This window comes from Polaromonas glacialis, from assembly GCF_000709345.1.
GTDB lineage: Bacteria > Pseudomonadota > Gammaproteobacteria > Burkholderiales > Burkholderiaceae_C > Polaromonas > Polaromonas glacialis.
Genome location: NZ_KL448323.1, coordinates 1,222,258 through 1,238,281, shown reverse-complemented (window position 1 = coordinate 1,238,281; position 16,024 = coordinate 1,222,258). Strand labels below are relative to the sequence as shown.

Annotated in this window: 14 protein-coding genes and 1 tRNA gene; 13 read left to right on the top strand and 2 right to left on the bottom strand. The window is 60.1% G+C overall.

Annotated elements, in window-relative coordinates; genetic code table 11:
- Positions 1–168 precede the first annotated feature (168 nt).
- Positions 169–1,983: an extracellular solute-binding protein gene (locus EC86_RS0106280; RefSeq protein WP_029524816.1), complete on the bottom strand. Its 1,815-nt coding sequence runs from the start codon at positions 1,981–1,983 to the stop codon at positions 169–171.
- A 113-nt stretch (positions 1,984–2,096) separates the two neighbouring features.
- Between EC86_RS0106280 and fabI the strand changes: the two genes are divergently transcribed.
- Together fabI and EC86_RS0106270 are read left to right on the top strand one after the other, a co-directional pair.
- Positions 2,097–2,894, top strand: a complete 798-nt coding sequence (fabI, locus tag EC86_RS0106275) for an enoyl-ACP reductase FabI (RefSeq protein ID WP_029524815.1) — start codon at positions 2,097–2,099, stop codon at positions 2,892–2,894.
- 89 nt (positions 2,895–2,983) lie between these two features.
- The gene (locus EC86_RS0106270) at positions 2,984–3,862 is read left to right on the top strand and encodes a DNA ligase (RefSeq protein ID WP_036772832.1); all 879 of its coding nucleotides are present in this window, start codon (positions 2,984–2,986) and stop codon (positions 3,860–3,862) included.
- 86 nt (positions 3,863–3,948) lie between these two features.
- On the opposite strand, the gene EC86_RS0106265 is transcribed toward EC86_RS0106270, so the two are convergent.
- Entirely contained in the window at positions 3,949–6,237 is a 2,289-nt protein-coding gene (locus tag EC86_RS0106265; protein WP_029524813.1) for an arginine/lysine/ornithine decarboxylase, read from the bottom strand.
- Between the two features lie 312 nt (positions 6,238–6,549).
- Between EC86_RS0106265 and EC86_RS0106260 the strand changes: the two genes are divergently transcribed.
- The 11 genes from EC86_RS0106260 to EC86_RS0106205 all read left to right on the top strand — a co-directional run bounded on the left by EC86_RS0106260 (position 6,550) and on the right by EC86_RS0106205 (position 15,851).
- The gene (locus tag EC86_RS0106260; RefSeq protein WP_029524812.1) at positions 6,550–6,978 is read left to right on the top strand and encodes an NfeD family protein; all 429 of its coding nucleotides are present in this window, start codon (positions 6,550–6,552) and stop codon (positions 6,976–6,978) included.
- A 71-nt stretch (positions 6,979–7,049) separates the two neighbouring features.
- The gene (locus EC86_RS0106255; protein ID WP_029524811.1) at positions 7,050–7,961 is read left to right on the top strand and encodes an SPFH domain-containing protein; all 912 of its coding nucleotides are present in this window, start codon (positions 7,050–7,052) and stop codon (positions 7,959–7,961) included.
- A 40-nt stretch (positions 7,962–8,001) separates the two neighbouring features.
- The gene (locus EC86_RS0106250; RefSeq protein WP_029524810.1) at positions 8,002–8,376 is read left to right on the top strand and encodes a DUF2237 family protein; all 375 of its coding nucleotides are present in this window, start codon (positions 8,002–8,004) and stop codon (positions 8,374–8,376) included.
- A gap of 76 nt (positions 8,377–8,452) precedes the next feature.
- Positions 8,453–8,542: transfer RNA gene (locus EC86_RS0106245), tRNA-Ser, on the top strand.
- Between the two features lie 598 nt (positions 8,543–9,140).
- Entirely contained in the window at positions 9,141–9,866 is a 726-nt protein-coding gene (locus EC86_RS0106235) for a Crp/Fnr family transcriptional regulator (protein ID WP_029524809.1), read from the top strand.
- A gap of 27 nt (positions 9,867–9,893) precedes the next feature.
- Positions 9,894–10,985 carry a phosphotransferase gene (locus tag EC86_RS0106230; protein WP_029524808.1) on the top strand — a complete coding sequence of 364 codons (1,092 nt, stop codon included), beginning with the start codon at positions 9,894–9,896 and terminating at the stop codon, positions 10,983–10,985.
- Between the two features lie 87 nt (positions 10,986–11,072).
- Positions 11,073–12,332, top strand: a complete 1,260-nt coding sequence (locus EC86_RS0106225) for an acyl-CoA dehydrogenase family protein (protein WP_029524807.1) — start codon at positions 11,073–11,075, stop codon at positions 12,330–12,332.
- A gap of 187 nt (positions 12,333–12,519) precedes the next feature.
- Entirely contained in the window at positions 12,520–13,224 is a 705-nt protein-coding gene (locus tag EC86_RS0106220; protein WP_029524806.1) for a glutathione binding-like protein, read from the top strand.
- Positions 13,224–13,841, top strand: coding sequence for a fused MFS/spermidine synthase (locus tag EC86_RS0106215; RefSeq protein ID WP_029524805.1), 618 nt, complete (start codon positions 13,224–13,226; stop codon positions 13,839–13,841). The genes EC86_RS0106220 and EC86_RS0106215 overlap by 1 nt, the downstream gene beginning before the upstream one ends.
- Positions 13,825–14,733 (top strand): spermidine synthase, encoded by a 909-nt coding sequence (locus EC86_RS0106210; RefSeq protein ID WP_029524804.1) that lies wholly within the window; start codon positions 13,825–13,827, stop codon positions 14,731–14,733. Before EC86_RS0106215 ends, EC86_RS0106210 begins: the two co-directional genes overlap by 17 nt.
- Positions 14,734–15,122: 389 nt before the next feature.
- Entirely contained in the window at positions 15,123–15,851 is a 729-nt protein-coding gene (locus EC86_RS0106205; RefSeq protein ID WP_232229815.1) for a hypothetical protein, read from the top strand.
- Positions 15,852–16,024 lie beyond the last annotated feature (173 nt).

Below are 16,024 nucleotides of genomic sequence, written 5' to 3'. Positions count from 1 at the left end.
ACACAGTCTTTTCTATGGTCAAGAATAGATGGACCGACACGCCGTGCCACCAAAATCGCTGGAGCAATGGCTTATGCAAGCAAGGGCCGCGGAACCGGCTTTGCCGGGCCGCAGGCGCAGCGGCCCCCTCGGGGGGCAGCGCAGTACGCGAAGCGACAAGCGTGGGGGTCATTTGCTCCACCAGGTGCTCATCGCCCAGGTGTCGGGCTGGTAATACGGCGGAATGGTCGGCGGCAGCACGAAAGGACGCGGCCGGTAGCCGATGAGAAAGGCATCGCCGTAGTACTGCGGCACTGAATAGTAGCCATGCGTCAGCACCCGGTCCAGCGCCCGCATCGCCGCGCCGAGTTCGGGACGCGTCCTGGCGGTCACGACCTTTTGCAGCAGCGCATCGACCGCCGGGTCGGCAATTCCCCAGACATTGGAGGAACCCGGCGTCGCGGCAGCCTTTGAGCCGAACAGTTCCAGCAGTTCCCCGCCGGGCGCCGTGCTGCCGGGCAGGCGCAATGTGCTTATCTCGAAATCAAACGCATCCATCTTCTGCTTGCCCAGCGAGAAATCAACGATGCGGTAGGTCATGGTGATGCCGAGCTTTTCCAGCGCCTTCTGGAACGGCCCGACGATGCGCACCAGCGAAGGCTGGTCGTTCAAAAACTCGATGGTAAAGGCTTCACCCTTGCTATTCCTCAGCGCCCCATCACGGTAGGTCCAGCCCGCCTCGCGCAGCAGCGCCTGCGCCTGGCGCAGGTTTTCCCTGAGGCTGCCGGGCGGCGTGGTGCTGGGCGACACCGGCACCGGGCCGAAGACTTCGGGCTTGAGCTTGGCGCGCAAAGGTTCGAGCAAGGCCAGTTCATCAGCTTGGGGCAGGCCTTCGGCATGGAACTCGCTGTTAGGGAAATAGCCGTTGACGCGCTTGTACAAGCCGTAGAACAGTTGCCGGTTCATCCATTCGAAATCCATCGCCAGGCCAATGGCGCGCCGCACCCGCGCATCCTGGAACTTCGGGTTTCGCAGGTTGAACACATAGCCCTGGAAATCGCCGGGGTTGCGGTTTTCAAAGGCGCGCTTGACCAGCTCGCCCGAGGTGAAGTGCTTGCCGGTGTACTGCCGCGCCCAGTTGCGCGAGATGAATTCGCGCAGGAAATCGAATTCGCCGGCCTTCAGCCCCTCGAAACGCGAGGTTTCGTCCAGGTAGATCTTGAAGCTGATGCGGTCGAAGTTGAACTGGCCCTTGCGGCTGGGCAAGTCGGCGCCCCAGTAGGCCGGGTCGCGCACATAGGTGATGTCGCGGCCCATGGCCGGGCTGGCGATCTTGTACGGCCCTGAGCCGATGGGAATGTCGGAAACGATCTTGTCGAAAGGCTTGGGCTGACCATTGACCACTCCCCAGTCGCGGCTGAACACCGGCATGCCGCCCACGACCAGCGGCAGTTCGGGGTTCGGCGTCAGGAAATCAAAGCGAACGACCCGCTCCGACACCACCGTGACGCCCTTGACCTCCGCATAAATCGTGCGGTACTGCGGCGCGGCCAGCTTGCTGGTGAGCTGCGTCCAGGAATGCAGCACATCGGCGGCCAGTACCGGCGCCCCATTGTGAAAGCGCGCCTTGTCATTCAGGCGGAATGTCGCCGAGAGCTGGTCGGGCGCAACCGCCACGTCGTCGGCCAGCAGCCCGTAGGCCGTGGTCGGCTCTTCCGAATTGCCCGTCAGCAGGCTTTCGATCAGCAAGATGCCCAGTCCATACGGCGCGGTGCCGCGCAGGGTGAAGGGGTTGAACTTGTCGAAGTTGGTCGGGCGCGTCGGCGGCACCATGCGGATTTCGCCGCCCTTGGGCGCTGCCGGGTTCACATAATCGAAATGCGTGAAGCCTGCTGGATACTTGATGTCGCCAAACTGCGCATAGGCATGGGCGGCCCGGCTTTGCGGGGCAAAGGCTGCCACGCAAACCAGGACCCAGGCCCGTAAAAAAATCAAATCCCGCATGCGACAATTCTGCCCTACTTAAATCAGCAAGCTCTTGCAGCCCGCAGGTACATTACTGGCACGTTCCTGCAAGACGGTTTGCCGGTTCACACGAACACACTGGAGCACAAAAAATGGGTTTTCTCACCGGCAAAAAACTGTTGATCACGGGCGTGCTGTCCACCCGGTCCATCGCCTACGGCATTGCCAAGGCCTGCCACGCACAGGGCGCCGAACTGGCGTTCAGCTATGTGGGCGAGCGGTTCAAGGATCGCATCACCGAATTTGCGGCCGACTTCGACTCCACCCTGATCTTTGACTGCGATGTCGGCTCCGACGAGCAGATCGACCAGCTGTTTGCCGACCTGTCCAAGACCTGGCCGACCTTTGACGGCTTTGTCCACAGCATCGGCTACGCGCCGCGCGAAGCCATTGCGGGCGACTTCCTCGACGGCCTTTCGCGCGAGAACTTCCGCATTGCCCACGACATCAGCGCCTACAGCTTTCCAGCCATGACCAAGGCCGCCCTGCCCTACCTGAACCCGAAATCGGCCGTGCTGACGCTGACCTACCTGGGCGCGGACCGCATCATTCCGCACTACAACACCATGGGCCTGGCCAAGGCCAGCCTGGAAGCGTCGGTGCGCTACCTGGCCGAATCGCTCGGCCCCCGGGACATGCGCGTCAACGGCCTGAGCGCCGGCCCGATCAAGACCCTGGCCGCCAGCGGCATCAAGGACTTCGGCAAGCTGCTGGGCATGGTGGCGGCGGCCTCGCCGCTGCGCCGCAATGTCACGATCGACGATGTGGGCAATGTGGCCGCGTTCCTGCTGAGCGATCTGGCATCAGGCATGACCGCCGAGATTACCTATGTCGATTGCGGCTTCAACGCCACGGCAGGCGCCAGCCGCGACAGCGAGTCGGTTTCCTGAATTTTTTATAGAAAACATGCCTTTTTCGCATGCCCAGCATGCGTTTACAGCTATATAAAACATAGCATATATTCATCAGGCGTTTCATGATGCAGCGGCGTTTTCTTGCCTCCCTGGCCAGCCTGGTCCTCGCAGCGTCGCTGCTGCCTGCGGCGGCGCCTGCCCAGTCGCCGCAGCCTTCACCCGCGCCGTCATTGATGCTGGCCAATGTGTACCGCGACGGCACGATCCTGGCCGACTACTGGGTCAGTGAAAAATACGACGGCGTGCGCGGCTACTGGGACGGCCAGGCGCTCTGGACACGCGGCGGCGAGCGCGTTGCGGCCCCCGCCTGGTTCACGGCCGCCTGGCCGAAAGAGCCCATGGATGGCGAACTCTGGGCAGGACACGGGCAGTTCGCCAGAGCCGTTTCCACCGTGCGACAGCAAACGCCGAATGATGCCGCCTGGCGCACGCTGCGTTTCATGGTCTTCGACCTGCCGGCGCACGGCGGCACCTTCACCGAGCGAATTCCCGCGCTGAACGGCGTGGTCAGCCGGATTGACCAGCACTGGGTGCAGGCGGTCGCGCAGTCGAAGGTGGCCAGTCCGCAGGCACTGCGCATCCTGCTGGCGAGAACGGTCAAAAATGGCGGCGAAGGCTTGATGCTGCATCGCGGCGCCTCCCTGTACAAGGGCCTGCGCAGCGACGACCTGCTCAAGCTCAAGACCCACGAAGACAGCGAGGCACAGGTCGTGGCGCACCTTCCCGGCCAGGGCAAGCATGCCGGCAGGCTGGGCGCGCTGCTGGTGGAAATTCCGGCAGCAGGCGACAAGCCGGCGCAGCGCTTCAAATTGGGCACCGGTTTCAGCGATGCCCAGCGGCAAAATCCGCCCGCCATCGGCGCACGCGTCACCTACCGCTTCCGGGGACTGAACGACAGCGGCATTCCGCGCTTTGCCAGCTTCATGCGGGTGCGGGAAGACTGAAGAACCAGCACCTATGAAAAAGGCCGGCGCCCATCACGGGGCCGGCCTTTTTTTATCCAAGCCAGCCCGCAAGCTGACGGCTTGCGCTACAGCTTGACGCAGTCCGCGTAGTAGCGGGTCTTGCCCTTGGCATCGACCTGCTCGACCAAACCATGGATGTCGGTCTCGAATCCCGGGCACTGCGCATTGAACTCGCGGGAGAACTTCAGGTAATCGACGATTTTCTTGTTGAACACCTCGCCCGGGATCAAGAGCGGAATGCCCGGCGGGTAAGGCGTGACCAGGCCGACGGTGATGCGGCCTTCCAGATGGTCGATTTCCACGCGCTCGGTCGTGCGGTGGGCAATGTGCGCATACGCGTCGCTCGGCTTCATGGCCGGCGTCAGGTCGCTGAGGTACACATCCGTCGTCAGGCGGGCAATGTCGTATTTGGCGTACAGGGTGTGGATGTGCTGGCACAGGTCGGCCAGGCCCATGCGCTCGTACTTCGGAAACTTCTGGCAGAACTCGGGCAGGATGCGCCACATCGGCTGGTTCTTGTCGTAGTCGTCCTTGAACTGCTGCAGCGCCGTCAGCAGCGTGTTCCAGCGCCCCTTCGTGATGCCGATGGTGAACAGGATGAAGAAACTGTAGAGCCCCGTCTTTTCCACGATCACGCCGTGCTCGGCCAAAAACTTGGTCACGATGCTGGCCGGAATACCGGTCTTGGAGAACTTGCCGTTCAAATCCAGCCCGGGCGTCACGATGGTCGACTTGATCGGGTCCAGCATGTTGAAGCCGGTGGCCATCTGGCCAAAGCCGTGCCAGTTGTTGGCGCCGTTCTTGGCCGTCTTGGCGGTGCGCGATTCGCCCTTGATGATCCAGTCCTTGGCCTCGCCAATGCCTTCTTCCACCAGTTTGTCCGGTCCCCAGACCTTGAACCACCAGTCGGCGCCGTATTCCTCGTCGATCTTGCGCATGGCACGGCGAAAGTCCAGCGCTTCGGCAATGCTTTCTTCCACCAGCGCGGTGCCGCCCGGCGGCTCCATCATGGCGGCGGCCACGTCGCAGCTGGCGATGATGCTGTACTGCGGCGACGTCGAGGTGTGCATCAGGTAGGCCTCGTTGAACAAATGCCTGTCGAGCTTGACGTTTTGCGAATCCTGCACCAGCACATGGCTGGCCTGGCTGATGCCTGCCAGCAGCTTGTGGATCGACTGCGTGGCGTACACCACGGCGTTTTTCGGCCGGATGCGGTTCTTGCCCATCGAATGGTAGGTGCCGTAGAACGGATGGAAAGCGGCGTGCGGCAGCCAGGCCTCGTCGAAATGCAGGTTGTCGATGTAGCCGTCGAGCATGCCCTTGATGGTCTCGGTGTTGTACAGCACGCCGTCATAAGTCGATTGCGTCAGCGTCAGCACGCGAGGCTTGACCGTGGCGGCATCCACGCCCTTGAGCAGCGGATTGGCCGCAATCTTGGCGCGAATGGCTTCGGGCTCGAATTCACTTTGCGGAATAGGGCCGATGATGCCGAAATGGTTGCGCGTCGGCTTCAGGAACACCGGGATGGAGCCGGTCATGATGATGGCGTGCAGGATGGATTTGTGGCAGTTGCGGTCCACCACCACCACGTCGCCCGGCGCCACCGTGTGGTGCCAGACCATCTTGTTGCTGGTCGAGGTGCCGTTGGTCACGAAAAAGCAGTGGTCTGCATTGAAGATGCGCGCGGCATTGCGCTCGCTCGCGCCAATCGCGCCGTTGTGGTCCAGCAGCTGGCCGAGTTCTTCCACCGCGTTGCAGACGTCAGAGCGCAGCATGTTCTCGCCGTAGAACTGGTGGTACATCTGGCCCACCGGGCTTTTCAGGAAGGCCACGCCGCCCGAATGGCCCGGGCAATGCCATGAATACGAGCCGTCCTCGGCATAGTCCAGAAGCGCCTTGAAAAACGGCGGCTGCACGCCTTCAAGGTAGCTTTTGGCTTCGCGGATGATGTGGCGTGCCACGAACTCGGGCGTGTCCTCGAACATGTGGATGAAGCCGTGCAACTCGCGCAGGATGTCATTGGGAATGTGCCGCGAGGTCTTGGTTTCGCCATAGACGTAGATCGGCACGTCGAGATTTTTGCGGCGCACCTCTGCAATGAACTTGCGCAGGTCGAGCACCGCAGGGTCCAGGTCCGGGCCGGGGGTGAATTCCTCGTCGTCAATCGACAAGATGAAGGCGCTGGCGCGGCTTTGCTGCTGCGCGAACTGCGACAGGTCGCCGTAGCCGGTCACGCCAAGCACCTCGAAGCCCTCGGTTTCAATGGCCTGGGCCAAGGCGCGAATGCCCAGCCCAGAGGTGTTTTCGGAACGGAAGTCCTCGTCAATGATGACAATCGGAAAGCGAAATTTCATGGCGTATACAGCGGTTGAGGGTGCCCAGAACCTGTCGGAGGGCATGAAAATGAACGTTCAGAAGGCATAGACAGGTTGAGCCCGAACGGTTTGACGAAGAAAAGCGCGATGCGCCAGCTGGCAGGCCAGGCAAGCCGCGCAATTCCTTGCGCAGGGAAAACCGCAATTTTCGCTTATCTCTGAAGTCGTCCTTTTTCAAGGCGCAAAGACTTTTTTCAGACTGCGAAGTGTAAGGATGTATTGTGTCCATCCGGTTGGACGGCGTTTATCTGGCCCAAAATAGGGCAAATCACTGACAAAAAAGGAAACATCATGGGCGAAGCAGGCATGTGGTGGCTGCTGGCAGGCGCGGCCATCGCCGTGGAACTGGTGACAGGCACGTTTTATCTGCTGATGCTGGCCACCGGACTGGTGGCCGGTGCGCTGGCGGCGACGCTTGGCATGGCCTTGCCGGGCCAGATGCTGCTTGCCGCGGCCGTCGGCGGCGGCGCCGTGGCCGCATGGCGCTTGGGCCGCAACCAGCGCCCGGCGCCCATGCCGGCCCATTCCAACCCGGACGTCCATCTGGACATTGGCGACATAGTTCACGTGGCGCGGTGGAATGCCGACGGCACGGCCAGCGTGCATTTTCGCGGTGCCCACTGGACCGCCATAGCGGCCAACCCTGCTGAACCATTCAGCCCGGGAAACTTCCGGATCAAGGAAATGCGGGGCAACCGTCTGGTCATCGAACCGCAGTAAGGCAAGCTCAAGGGTCAGATTTCGGGCCACCCGCGCAAGGCCCCAACTTGAATTAAAACAAGGAAGTTTTCATGGAAATTGCACTCGTCATCCTCATCCTTGCGGGGATTTTTATCATCCAGAGCATCAAGGTGGTGCCGCAGCAAAATGCCTGGGTGGTGGAACGTCTGGGCAAATACCTCGGCACCCTCACGCCGGGCCTGAACTTCCTGATTCCCTTCGTTGACCGCGTGGCCTACAAGCACAGCCTGAAGGAAATCCCGCTGGACGTGCCCAGCCAGGTCTGCATCACCCGCGACAACACGCAGCTGCAGGTGGACGGCATCCTGTATTTCCAGGTGACTGACGCGATGCGGGCCAGCTACGGCTCGTCCAACTACATCGTGGCGGTCACGCAACTGGCCCAGACCTCGCTGCGCTCGGTCATCGGCAAGCTCGAACTGGACAAGACCTTTGAAGAGCGCAACATCATCAATGCGCAGGTGGTGGCCGCCATCGACGAGGCAGCGCTGAACTGGGGCGTGAAGGTGCTGCGCTACGAGATCAAGGATTTGACGCCGCCCAAGGAAATCCTCCATGCGATGCAGTCGCAAATCACGGCGGAGCGCGAGAAGCGCGCCCTGATCGCCGCCTCCGAAGGCCGCAAGCAGGAGCAGATCAACATCGCCACCGGCGAGCGCGAAGCCTTCATCGCCCGCTCCGAAGGCGAAAAACAGGCCGCCATCAACAATGCGCAGGGCGAGGCCTCCGCCATCCTGGCCGTGGCCGAGGCCAATGCCCGCGCCATCGAAGTTGTCGCGATGGCGATCCGCCAGCCCGGCGGCGAACTGGCGGTGCAGCTGAAGGTGGCGGAAAAAGCGGTTGCGGCGTATTCGCAGGTCGCCAGCGATGCGACGACGACGCTGATCGTTCCCAGCAACATGACCGAAGTCTCCGCGTTGATCACCTCGGCCATGAAAATGGTGCAGTCCAGCAAGGCCTGAGCGCTGGCCGGTCAGGTTTTTTTTACAAAGGCAAGACAACATGAATGCAAAAAACGTTCTCGGCACCGAGTTGGCGCCCTGCTCGTACGACCCGCTGACCGGTTACTTTCGCGACGGCTGCTGCAACACCGATGCGAGCGACCACGGCTCGCACCTGATCTGCGTCCGGGTGACGGCGCAATTCCTGCATTTCTCGAAGGCAGCAGGCAATGACCTGGTCACGCCCTTGCCCCAGCACCGTTTTTCCGGTTTGAAACCGGGGGACCGCTGGTGCCTGTGCGCCCTTCGCTGGCGGGAGGCGCTGGAGGCCGGGGCCGCGCCGCCCGTGATCCTGGAAGCCACGCATGCGAATGCGCTCCAGTTCGTGACCATGGCTCAGCTCGAAAAGCACCGCTTTCAGGGAACGGTGCACTAATCAACAGTTCACCGGCAATTTCCTGCGCCTGGCCGGCAAAGCCGCTGCAGGCGACTGCTATAATTTAAAGCTTCGCGGAAGGGTGGATGAGCGGTTTAAGTCACACGCCTGGAAAGCGTGCGTAGGGTTATACCTACCGCGGGTTCGAATCCCGCCTCTTCCGCCAGTAATTGATAAAAGCCCATGTAAATCATGGGCTTTTTTTCGTCCATACATTTCAACCATCAACCATGCGAGGCATGAATTTTCGCTACTTGAGTAGTAGCGTTAACGCTTGCATGGATTCGGCATTCAGGGACAGCTTTTTAGTTACCGACATCCATGAAGTTCGTCAGCAACGCTCGGCAAGAGCATGTCGTCGACTTGCTTCGTCCGGGCCTGAAGCCCGGCCATCAGTTGGACATCGTCTCGCTCAACATGTTGAACAGCGGGGGGAAAACACCTCAAAGGCGTTGACGTCAAGGCGCTGCGCAAAAAAGCCGACTGGGAAAATGACAGTCTGCGACTGATTTTGAAACACATTTTTTGATGGGTCAGCCCTGCCAGTGACCTGACCACAGCAGCGATCCGTCCTTGCTGGTTTTCTCGATTGACTTGACACCGCCATCGGCTAAAAATTGTTCAATGCGCCTCCCGCACGGGATTCCGGCTTGAAATGGGCCCTTGCCTTGCTGGCAAGAAGGCACCCATGCGACAGCAGGCAGTTCCGCCGCAGGTCGCGATAGCGACAATGCAAACCTTGTTAGTCACCCAAAAGACAGACCATGGACGATCCTATTCTTACGATAGATGAAAGAGCGGCCATCAACAGCGGCCGCTGGTTCTCATCCCTTTCACCTTCCCTGAGGCACGACATCCTGCGATGCGCTTACGTCAAACGATTCAAGGACGGCGACCTCATCGCGGCGCGCGGCGATCCGCCCGAGGAATGGATCGCCTGTGCCATGGGCGCGGTGCGTGTCAGTTCGACGTCTATTTCCGGAAAGCAGGTCACGCTGACCTATGTCGAGCCGGGCATCTGGTTTGGCGACGTGGCGATCTTCGACGGCGAACGGCGTACCCACGATGCTTATGCACACGGGAACACCACCATCCTGTGCGTGGCGCGTGCCGACCTGCGAAAAATCCTGGGCCAGCATGTCGAACTGTACGAAGCGCTGCTGCGCCTGCATGCGCGGCGCATCCGCCAGCTGTTCGGCCTGGTCGAGGACCTCAACACGCTGCCGCTGCGCGCGCGGCTGGCCAAGCAGCTGCTGCACCTGGTGCGCAGCTACGGCGTTCCCAGCCTGGCCAACGGAAGCGATACCCGCATCAGCCTGCAACTGGCGCAGGAAGAACTGGCGCAGCTGCTGGGCGCGTCGCGCCAGCGGGTCAACCAGGAACTCAAGGCGATGGAGCGCGAGGAAGCCATCCGCATCGAGCCGGGCGGCCTGGTGGTGCGCAACCGCCAGACCCTGTTGCGCATTTCAGAAGCGGATGCCGACAAATAACAAGAACAGCCCCAGGAGACAAGCCCCATGAGCAATTTTGACCATTTCGTCGGCACCCGGGCCGTCACCGCCGGCCAGGCGTTTGATACCGAAGCGCTCGGCGCCTACCTGCGAACGCATCTGGACGGCTTCAGCGGCCCGCTGGAGGTTGAGATTTTCAAGGGCGGCCAGTCCAACCCCACCTACAAGCTGGTCACGCCCCATGCCAGTTACGTGATGCGCGCCAAGCCCGGCCCGGTCGCCAAACTGCTGCCGTCGGCGCATGCGGTCGAGCGCGAATTCAGGGTGATGCAGGGCTTGCAGGGCACGGACGTGCCGGTGCCGAAAATGTATTGCCTGTGCGAGGACGAATCCGTCATAGGCCGCGCCTTCTATGTCATGGAGTTCGTGGAAGGTCGCGTGCTGTGGGACCAGTCCCTTCCCGGCATGACCAACACCCAGCGCGGCGACATCTACAACGAGATGAACCGCGTCATTTCAGCCCTGCACAAGGTCGATTTTGACGAACGCGGCCTGGCCGGCTACGGCAAGCCCGGCAACTACTTCGAGCGCCAGATCGGCCGCTGGAGCAAGCAGTACCAGGCGTCCGTCACGCAGCCCATCCCCGAGATGGACAGCCTGATGCAGTGGCTGCCGGCGAACATTCCGGCCAGCGCCCGCGATGAAGCCATGGTGTCCATCGTGCATGGCGACTTCCGGCTCGACAACCTGCTGTTTCACCCTACCCAGCCCCGGGTGCTGGCGGTGCTGGACTGGGAACTGTCCACGCTCGGTCATCCGCTGGCCGACTTCAGCTACCACTGCATGGCCTGGCACATTCCGCCCGGCACCTTTCGCGGCATTGGCGGCCTCGACGTGGCCAGCCTGGGCATCCCGACCGAGGCCGAGTACATCGCCCGGTACTGCGAGCGCACCAGGCTGAGCACGCCCGAGGCGCTCAAGGCCGACTGGAACTTTTACCTGGCCTACAACCTGTTTCGCATCGCCGCCATTTTGCAGGGCATCGCCAAGCGCGTTGAAGCCGGCACAGCGTCCAGCGCGCAGGCGGTCAGTTCGGCCGCCGGCGCGCCGCTGCTGGCCCGCATGGCCTGGGACTTTGCGCTCAAGGCGCAGGCCTGAACACGCGCTGCTCGACACATCCACCGCTCAACCGATTTCCCCGTCAAGCCTTTTCCCATAACAACCCGTTCCTTCAGGAGATATTTCATGGACTTCGACTACACCCCCAAAGTTAAGGAAATGCAGGCGCGCCTGTTGAAATTCATGGATGAGCATGTTTACCCGAACGAGGCACGGTTTTTCCGCGAAATCGCTGAAAACCGGGCTAATGGGAACGCATGGATTCCCACCACGCTGATCGAGGAACTCAAGCCCAAGGCGCGCGCCGCCGGCTTGTGGAACCTGTTCCTGCCGCATTCGCCGCGCGCGCCCGAAGGCCTGTCCAACCTTGAATACGCGCCGCTGTGCGAGATCATGGGCCGCGTGCCGTTTGCCGCCGAAGTGTTCAACTGCTCGGCGCCCGACACCGGCAACATGGAAACCATCGCCCGCTACGGCTCCGAAGCGAACAAGGACGAATGGCTCGACCCGCTGCTCAAGGGCGAAATCCGCTCGGCCTTCCTGATGACCGAGCCGGAAGTCGCCTCCTCCGACGCCACCAACATCGAGTGCCGCATCGAGCGCGACGGCGACGACTACGTCATCAACGGCCTGAAGTGGTGGTCGTCTGGCGCGGGCGATCCGCGCTGCGCGGTGTACATCGTGATGGGCAAGACCAATCCCGAGGCCGGCCGCCACGAGCAGCAGTCGATGATCCTGGTTCCCGCCAATTCACCCGGCGTCACCGTGATCCGGCCCTTGAGCGTTTTCGGCTACGACGACGCGCCGCACGGCCACATGGAAGTGCGACTGGACAATGTTCGCGTGCCCGCCAGCAACCTGCTGCTGGGCGAAGGGCGCGGCTTCGAGATTGCCCAGGGCCGCCTGGGCCCCGGACGCATCCACCACTGCATGCGCAGCATCGGCATTGCCGAGCGTGCGGTCGAGCTGATGTGCCAGCGGCTCAACAGCCGGATTGCTTTCGGCAAGCCCATTGCGGCGCAGTCGGTCTGGCGCGAACGCATTGCCGAGTCGCGCTGCATGATCGAGCAGGCCAGGTTGCTGACGCTCAAGGCCGCCTACATGATGGACACCGTCGGCAACAAGGTCGCCAAGGCCGAGATTGCGATGATCAAGGTGGTCGCGCCCAGCATGGCCTGCCAGATCATTGACTGGGCCATTCAGGCGCACGGCGGCGGCGGCGTGTCGGATGACTTTCCGCTGGCCTATGCGTACGCCAGCCAGCGCACCCTGCGCCTGGCCGACGGACCGGACGAGGTACACCGCGCGTCGCTGGCCAAGCTTGAACTGGCCAAGCACCAGATTATTCCGGGCGAGGTCAACATGCCGGTGACGCGCGGCTGCTGATTGCCTCGGGCTATTTGACGGGCACATGATGCTATCCAATAAATAGCATCATGTGCCCGTCCCACATGCGAAGAAGGCATAAATCACCCATTTTTTATTTTCAGCAACCAGGCAGCCAGGCCTGCAGCGGCCAGCCTGCTGTTTCCTTTCCCGTAAAGTCGCGTCAACCCAGCAAAAGGAAGCCGCCGTGATCAATGTTTATTCCTGGCCGACCCCCAATGGCCACAAGGTTCACATCATGCTGGAGGAATGCGGCCTTCGCCTGGGGCGCGACTGGCAGGTCTTCCCGGTCAACATTGGTGCCGGCGACCAGTTCAAGCCCGAGTTCCTCGCCATCAGCCCCAACAACAAGATACCGGCCCTGGTCGATCCACAAGGCCCCGATGGCAAGCCGATGTCGCTGTTCGAATCGGGCGCCATCCTGCTCTACCTGGCGTCGAAAACCGGCAAATTCCTGCCCAAAAGCGACCGGCTCAAGTTCCAGGTCCTGCAATGGCTGATGTTCCAGATGGGCAGCGTCGGGCCGATGCTCGGGCAGACCCATCATTTCCGCAAGTACGCGCCCGAGAAAATCGACTACGCCGTCAACCGCTATACCAATGAAACCCGGCGCCTGTACGGCGTCATGGACAAGCAACTGGCCAAAAGCAAATTCATGGCCTGCAACCAGTACACGGTGGCCGACATCGCCATCTTTCCATGGCTGTGCAGCTGGCAAGACCAGGGCATCGACTGGGCCGACTATCCGCATCTGAAAGCCTGGTTCCACCTGATCAGCGCCAGGCCGGCCGTCAGGCGCGGCGTCGAGGTGCTGGCCGAATTGCGCAAGCCGATCCGGGACGACAAAGAGCGCGAAATCCTGTTTGGCGGCACGCAATACCAAAGGCGCTGATGACAGCGTATAAATTTTTTGTCTACCTTCTGGCCGGCTGGTCGGGGTTTTTCGTCATGGCGCTTGAACTGCTCGGGGGCCGCGCGCTCGGGCCGTTCTTCGGAACGGGCATTTATGTATGGGGCGCCATCATCACGCTGTTCATGCTGTCGCTGTCCATCGGCTACCTGATTGGGGGATCGCTGTCCGCCAGCCGGCCGAGCCTGGAAAAGCTGAGCGCCATCCTGCTGCTGGCCGTCCTGGCATCCCTGCCCTGCGTGCTGGCAACCAATCCCATTCTGGAATTCATCTTTGACCGGGTGCCCGATCCCCGCTATGGCGCGCTGTGCGCCTCGGTCGCGCTTTTCTTTTTGCCGATCACGATATCTGGCGCAGTGTCCCCCTACGCCGTCCGGCTACTCGTGGACGGGTTGGGAACCAGCGGCAAGGTCGCCGGCAAAGTCTTTTTTGTATCGACCTTCGGCAGCATGCTGGGCACGCTGCTGACGTCTTTTTACTTGGTGCTGCTGTTCGAGCTGGACCAGATTTTGTGGGGAATGATGGCCATCTCTTTTTTGACAGGCATGGCAGGGCTGGTGTTTCACCGGGGAAGGGCCAGGCATGCGGCGATTGCCTGAATGGCTGATGGGCGCGGCCCTTGCACTGGCTCCAGGTTTGTCAAGCGCGCAGGAAATCTATCAGGAGAAGTCCCTGTACCGCAACATTCTGGTGTACGAGGAACAAGGCCTTCGCTGCATGAAGTTCGGCCGTCAAAGTACAGGGCGGCAAACCTGCATCTCCCTGAAAAACCCTGACGCGCTGGTGCTCAGCTACACCAGGATGCTGCTGGGCGCGCTTTACCTCAAGCCCCAACCACAGAAAATCCTGATCATCGGCCTGGGCGGTGGCAGCCTGCCTTCAGCACTGAAAAAAATCGTTCCCCAGGCAAAAATTGAAACGGTCGAGCTTGACCCTTCCGTGGCAAAAGTCGCAGAACGTTTTTTTGGCTTCGCACCCGGCAAGGACAACGCCGTCGCCATCGAGGATGGCCGGGTGTTTGTCAAGCGTGCGCAAAAGCAGGGAAAAAAGTACGACCTGGTCATTCTGGATGCGTTTGACCATGTCTATGTTCCCGAACACATGCTGACCCGGGAGTACCTGCTGGAGGTCAAGTCATTGCTTGAAAAAGACGGCGTGCTGGCGGCCAACACCTTTTCATCGTCCAGGCTCTACGACGCCGAATCCACAACCTACGCAGGCGTGTTTGGCGCTTTCTACAACCTGAAGACAGAAAACCGTGTGATCCTGGCCAAAAACGGCGGATTGCCGCCCATGGCGCAAATCCAGGTCAACGCAGGCCAGCTTGAGCAAAGGCTCAATCTTTTTGGAACGGGAAAGGACTGGTTGCTGCCGCTGTTTTCAACAAAAGTAGACTGGCCCGAAGGAACCAGAATCCTGACCGACCAGTATTCGCCGGCCAACTTGCTGAACGGAAGCGAAAATCAAAACCCGTGGTGGAGATTTTGGTGAAATGCTGATGTGGTCTCCGGAGGGGATTGAATATCAGGCTGCAACCCGCATGGATGCTAGGTTCTTGCAGTCGTCATTCAAAACATACCAACATAAATACCAACAAAAAGAAAAGTGTCTCCTTTTTGGCACAAGTTGAAGGTGCTTATCGTTGACCAGCGCCAACAGATCAGCCCAGCTTGCTGGCTGGCTGGGGCATTTGCCGAATTTGAATTAATTCAAATGGAGAAGTTATTCTGCGCGTGAGATACCGGGTGATTTCCGATCTGACAATGTGTCAGGCTTTGAACCCGCCCTATCCCGTTCTAATCACAACTTTATTGTTTAAGGACTATTTTTCCTTCTCATTGTTGAGTGTCTAATTGTTCATTCTCATCCATTCATTCAACATGACCCCCCAGCCAAAGATTTCCCTGTTTGCCTACCTGGTCAGTCCTCGGGCGGGTTTGACCCGGCTTAATGGTTGGCAGCGTATTTGGTTAGTTTTAACTGGCGTGATACTCGCGCTGCATGTACTCATTGGAAGCTTGTTCTTCCCCAACCCTTCCAGGATGCGATTTGATCCAAGCCTATACGAGGCACAGGTGGCCAGTGCAGACAAGTGGAAACTTGAAAATCGACAGCGATGCAGGGCTGCGGCTGAAGAGGTGCAGTTTGCTGACCGTTTTAACGCCGAGTACAACGACAAGGGAGAAGCGAAGGCCAGGGAATTGATGGCTGCAACCCAAGTGAAACTGGATGAAGCCAGGGCGCGACTATTTGCCATCGAGACATCGGGCGGAAAGTTCTATGGCGAATGGGCGAAGTACGATAACGCCATCGAGGCGTACACGATGAAACTTCGTGAGCAAAAATGGATACCTCGTTCGTTTAAAGATGACGAGATGGTTAAGCCTGAATCGTTGAGTACGGTGAAGGAGTGCATTTTTTTTGATCAACAGCGCACCTCGATACTTGCCGATATGGACACCGCCAAGCAAACTGCCGAAATCGCCCGCGAAGACGGTAGGAATGTAGTGTTTGGCACACTCATTTCCTTCCCTTGCATCTCATTAGGCCTGTATTTAATTGGCTGGTGCGTTGGCTGGATTAAAGGTGGGTTCAGAGCGGTGGGATAAGAAGCCCTAAAGTTTGCATACAAGACGCAATTTGTAGGTTCGCGCAAATCCAGATGATTTAGTCGGTTTCCTGCGTCTGAAGATTCAAACTTTTTACGCTTTCTCTAGCCAGTCCCGCTGCTTGCGCATAGCCTCATTCATCGCCTTGATGGCCTGCCGTAACTTTTTCCACT

What these genes read in the sequence shown, in the direction of transcription:
- EC86_RS0106215 (WP_029524805.1), top strand. Translation starts at nt 13,224, where the DNA reads ATGACAGCGTATAAATTTTTTGTCTACCTTCTGGCCGGCTGGTCGGGG.
- EC86_RS0106250 (WP_029524810.1), top strand. Translation starts at nt 8,002, where the DNA reads ATGAATGCAAAAAACGTTCTCGGCACCGAGTTGGCGCCCTGCTCGTAC.
- EC86_RS0106280 (WP_029524816.1), bottom strand. Translation starts at nt 1,983, where the DNA reads ATGCGGGATTTGATTTTTTTACGGGCCTGGGTCCTGGTTTGCGTGGCA.
- EC86_RS0106205 (WP_232229815.1), top strand. Translation starts at nt 15,123, where the DNA reads ATGACCCCCCAGCCAAAGATTTCCCTGTTTGCCTACCTGGTCAGTCCT.
- EC86_RS0106255 (WP_029524811.1), top strand. Translation starts at nt 7,050, where the DNA reads ATGGAAATTGCACTCGTCATCCTCATCCTTGCGGGGATTTTTATCATC.
- fabI (WP_029524815.1), top strand. Translation starts at nt 2,097, where the DNA reads ATGGGTTTTCTCACCGGCAAAAAACTGTTGATCACGGGCGTGCTGTCC.
- EC86_RS0106270 (WP_036772832.1), top strand. Translation starts at nt 2,984, where the DNA reads ATGCAGCGGCGTTTTCTTGCCTCCCTGGCCAGCCTGGTCCTCGCAGCG.
- EC86_RS0106225 (WP_029524807.1), top strand. Translation starts at nt 11,073, where the DNA reads ATGGACTTCGACTACACCCCCAAAGTTAAGGAAATGCAGGCGCGCCTG.
- EC86_RS0106230 (WP_029524808.1), top strand. Translation starts at nt 9,894, where the DNA reads ATGAGCAATTTTGACCATTTCGTCGGCACCCGGGCCGTCACCGCCGGC.
- EC86_RS0106260 (WP_029524812.1), top strand. Translation starts at nt 6,550, where the DNA reads ATGGGCGAAGCAGGCATGTGGTGGCTGCTGGCAGGCGCGGCCATCGCC.
- EC86_RS0106265 (WP_029524813.1), bottom strand. Translation starts at nt 6,237, where the DNA reads ATGAAATTTCGCTTTCCGATTGTCATCATTGACGAGGACTTCCGTTCC.
- EC86_RS0106235 (WP_029524809.1), top strand. Translation starts at nt 9,141, where the DNA reads ATGGACGATCCTATTCTTACGATAGATGAAAGAGCGGCCATCAACAGC.
- EC86_RS0106210 (WP_029524804.1), top strand. Translation starts at nt 13,825, where the DNA reads ATGCGGCGATTGCCTGAATGGCTGATGGGCGCGGCCCTTGCACTGGCT.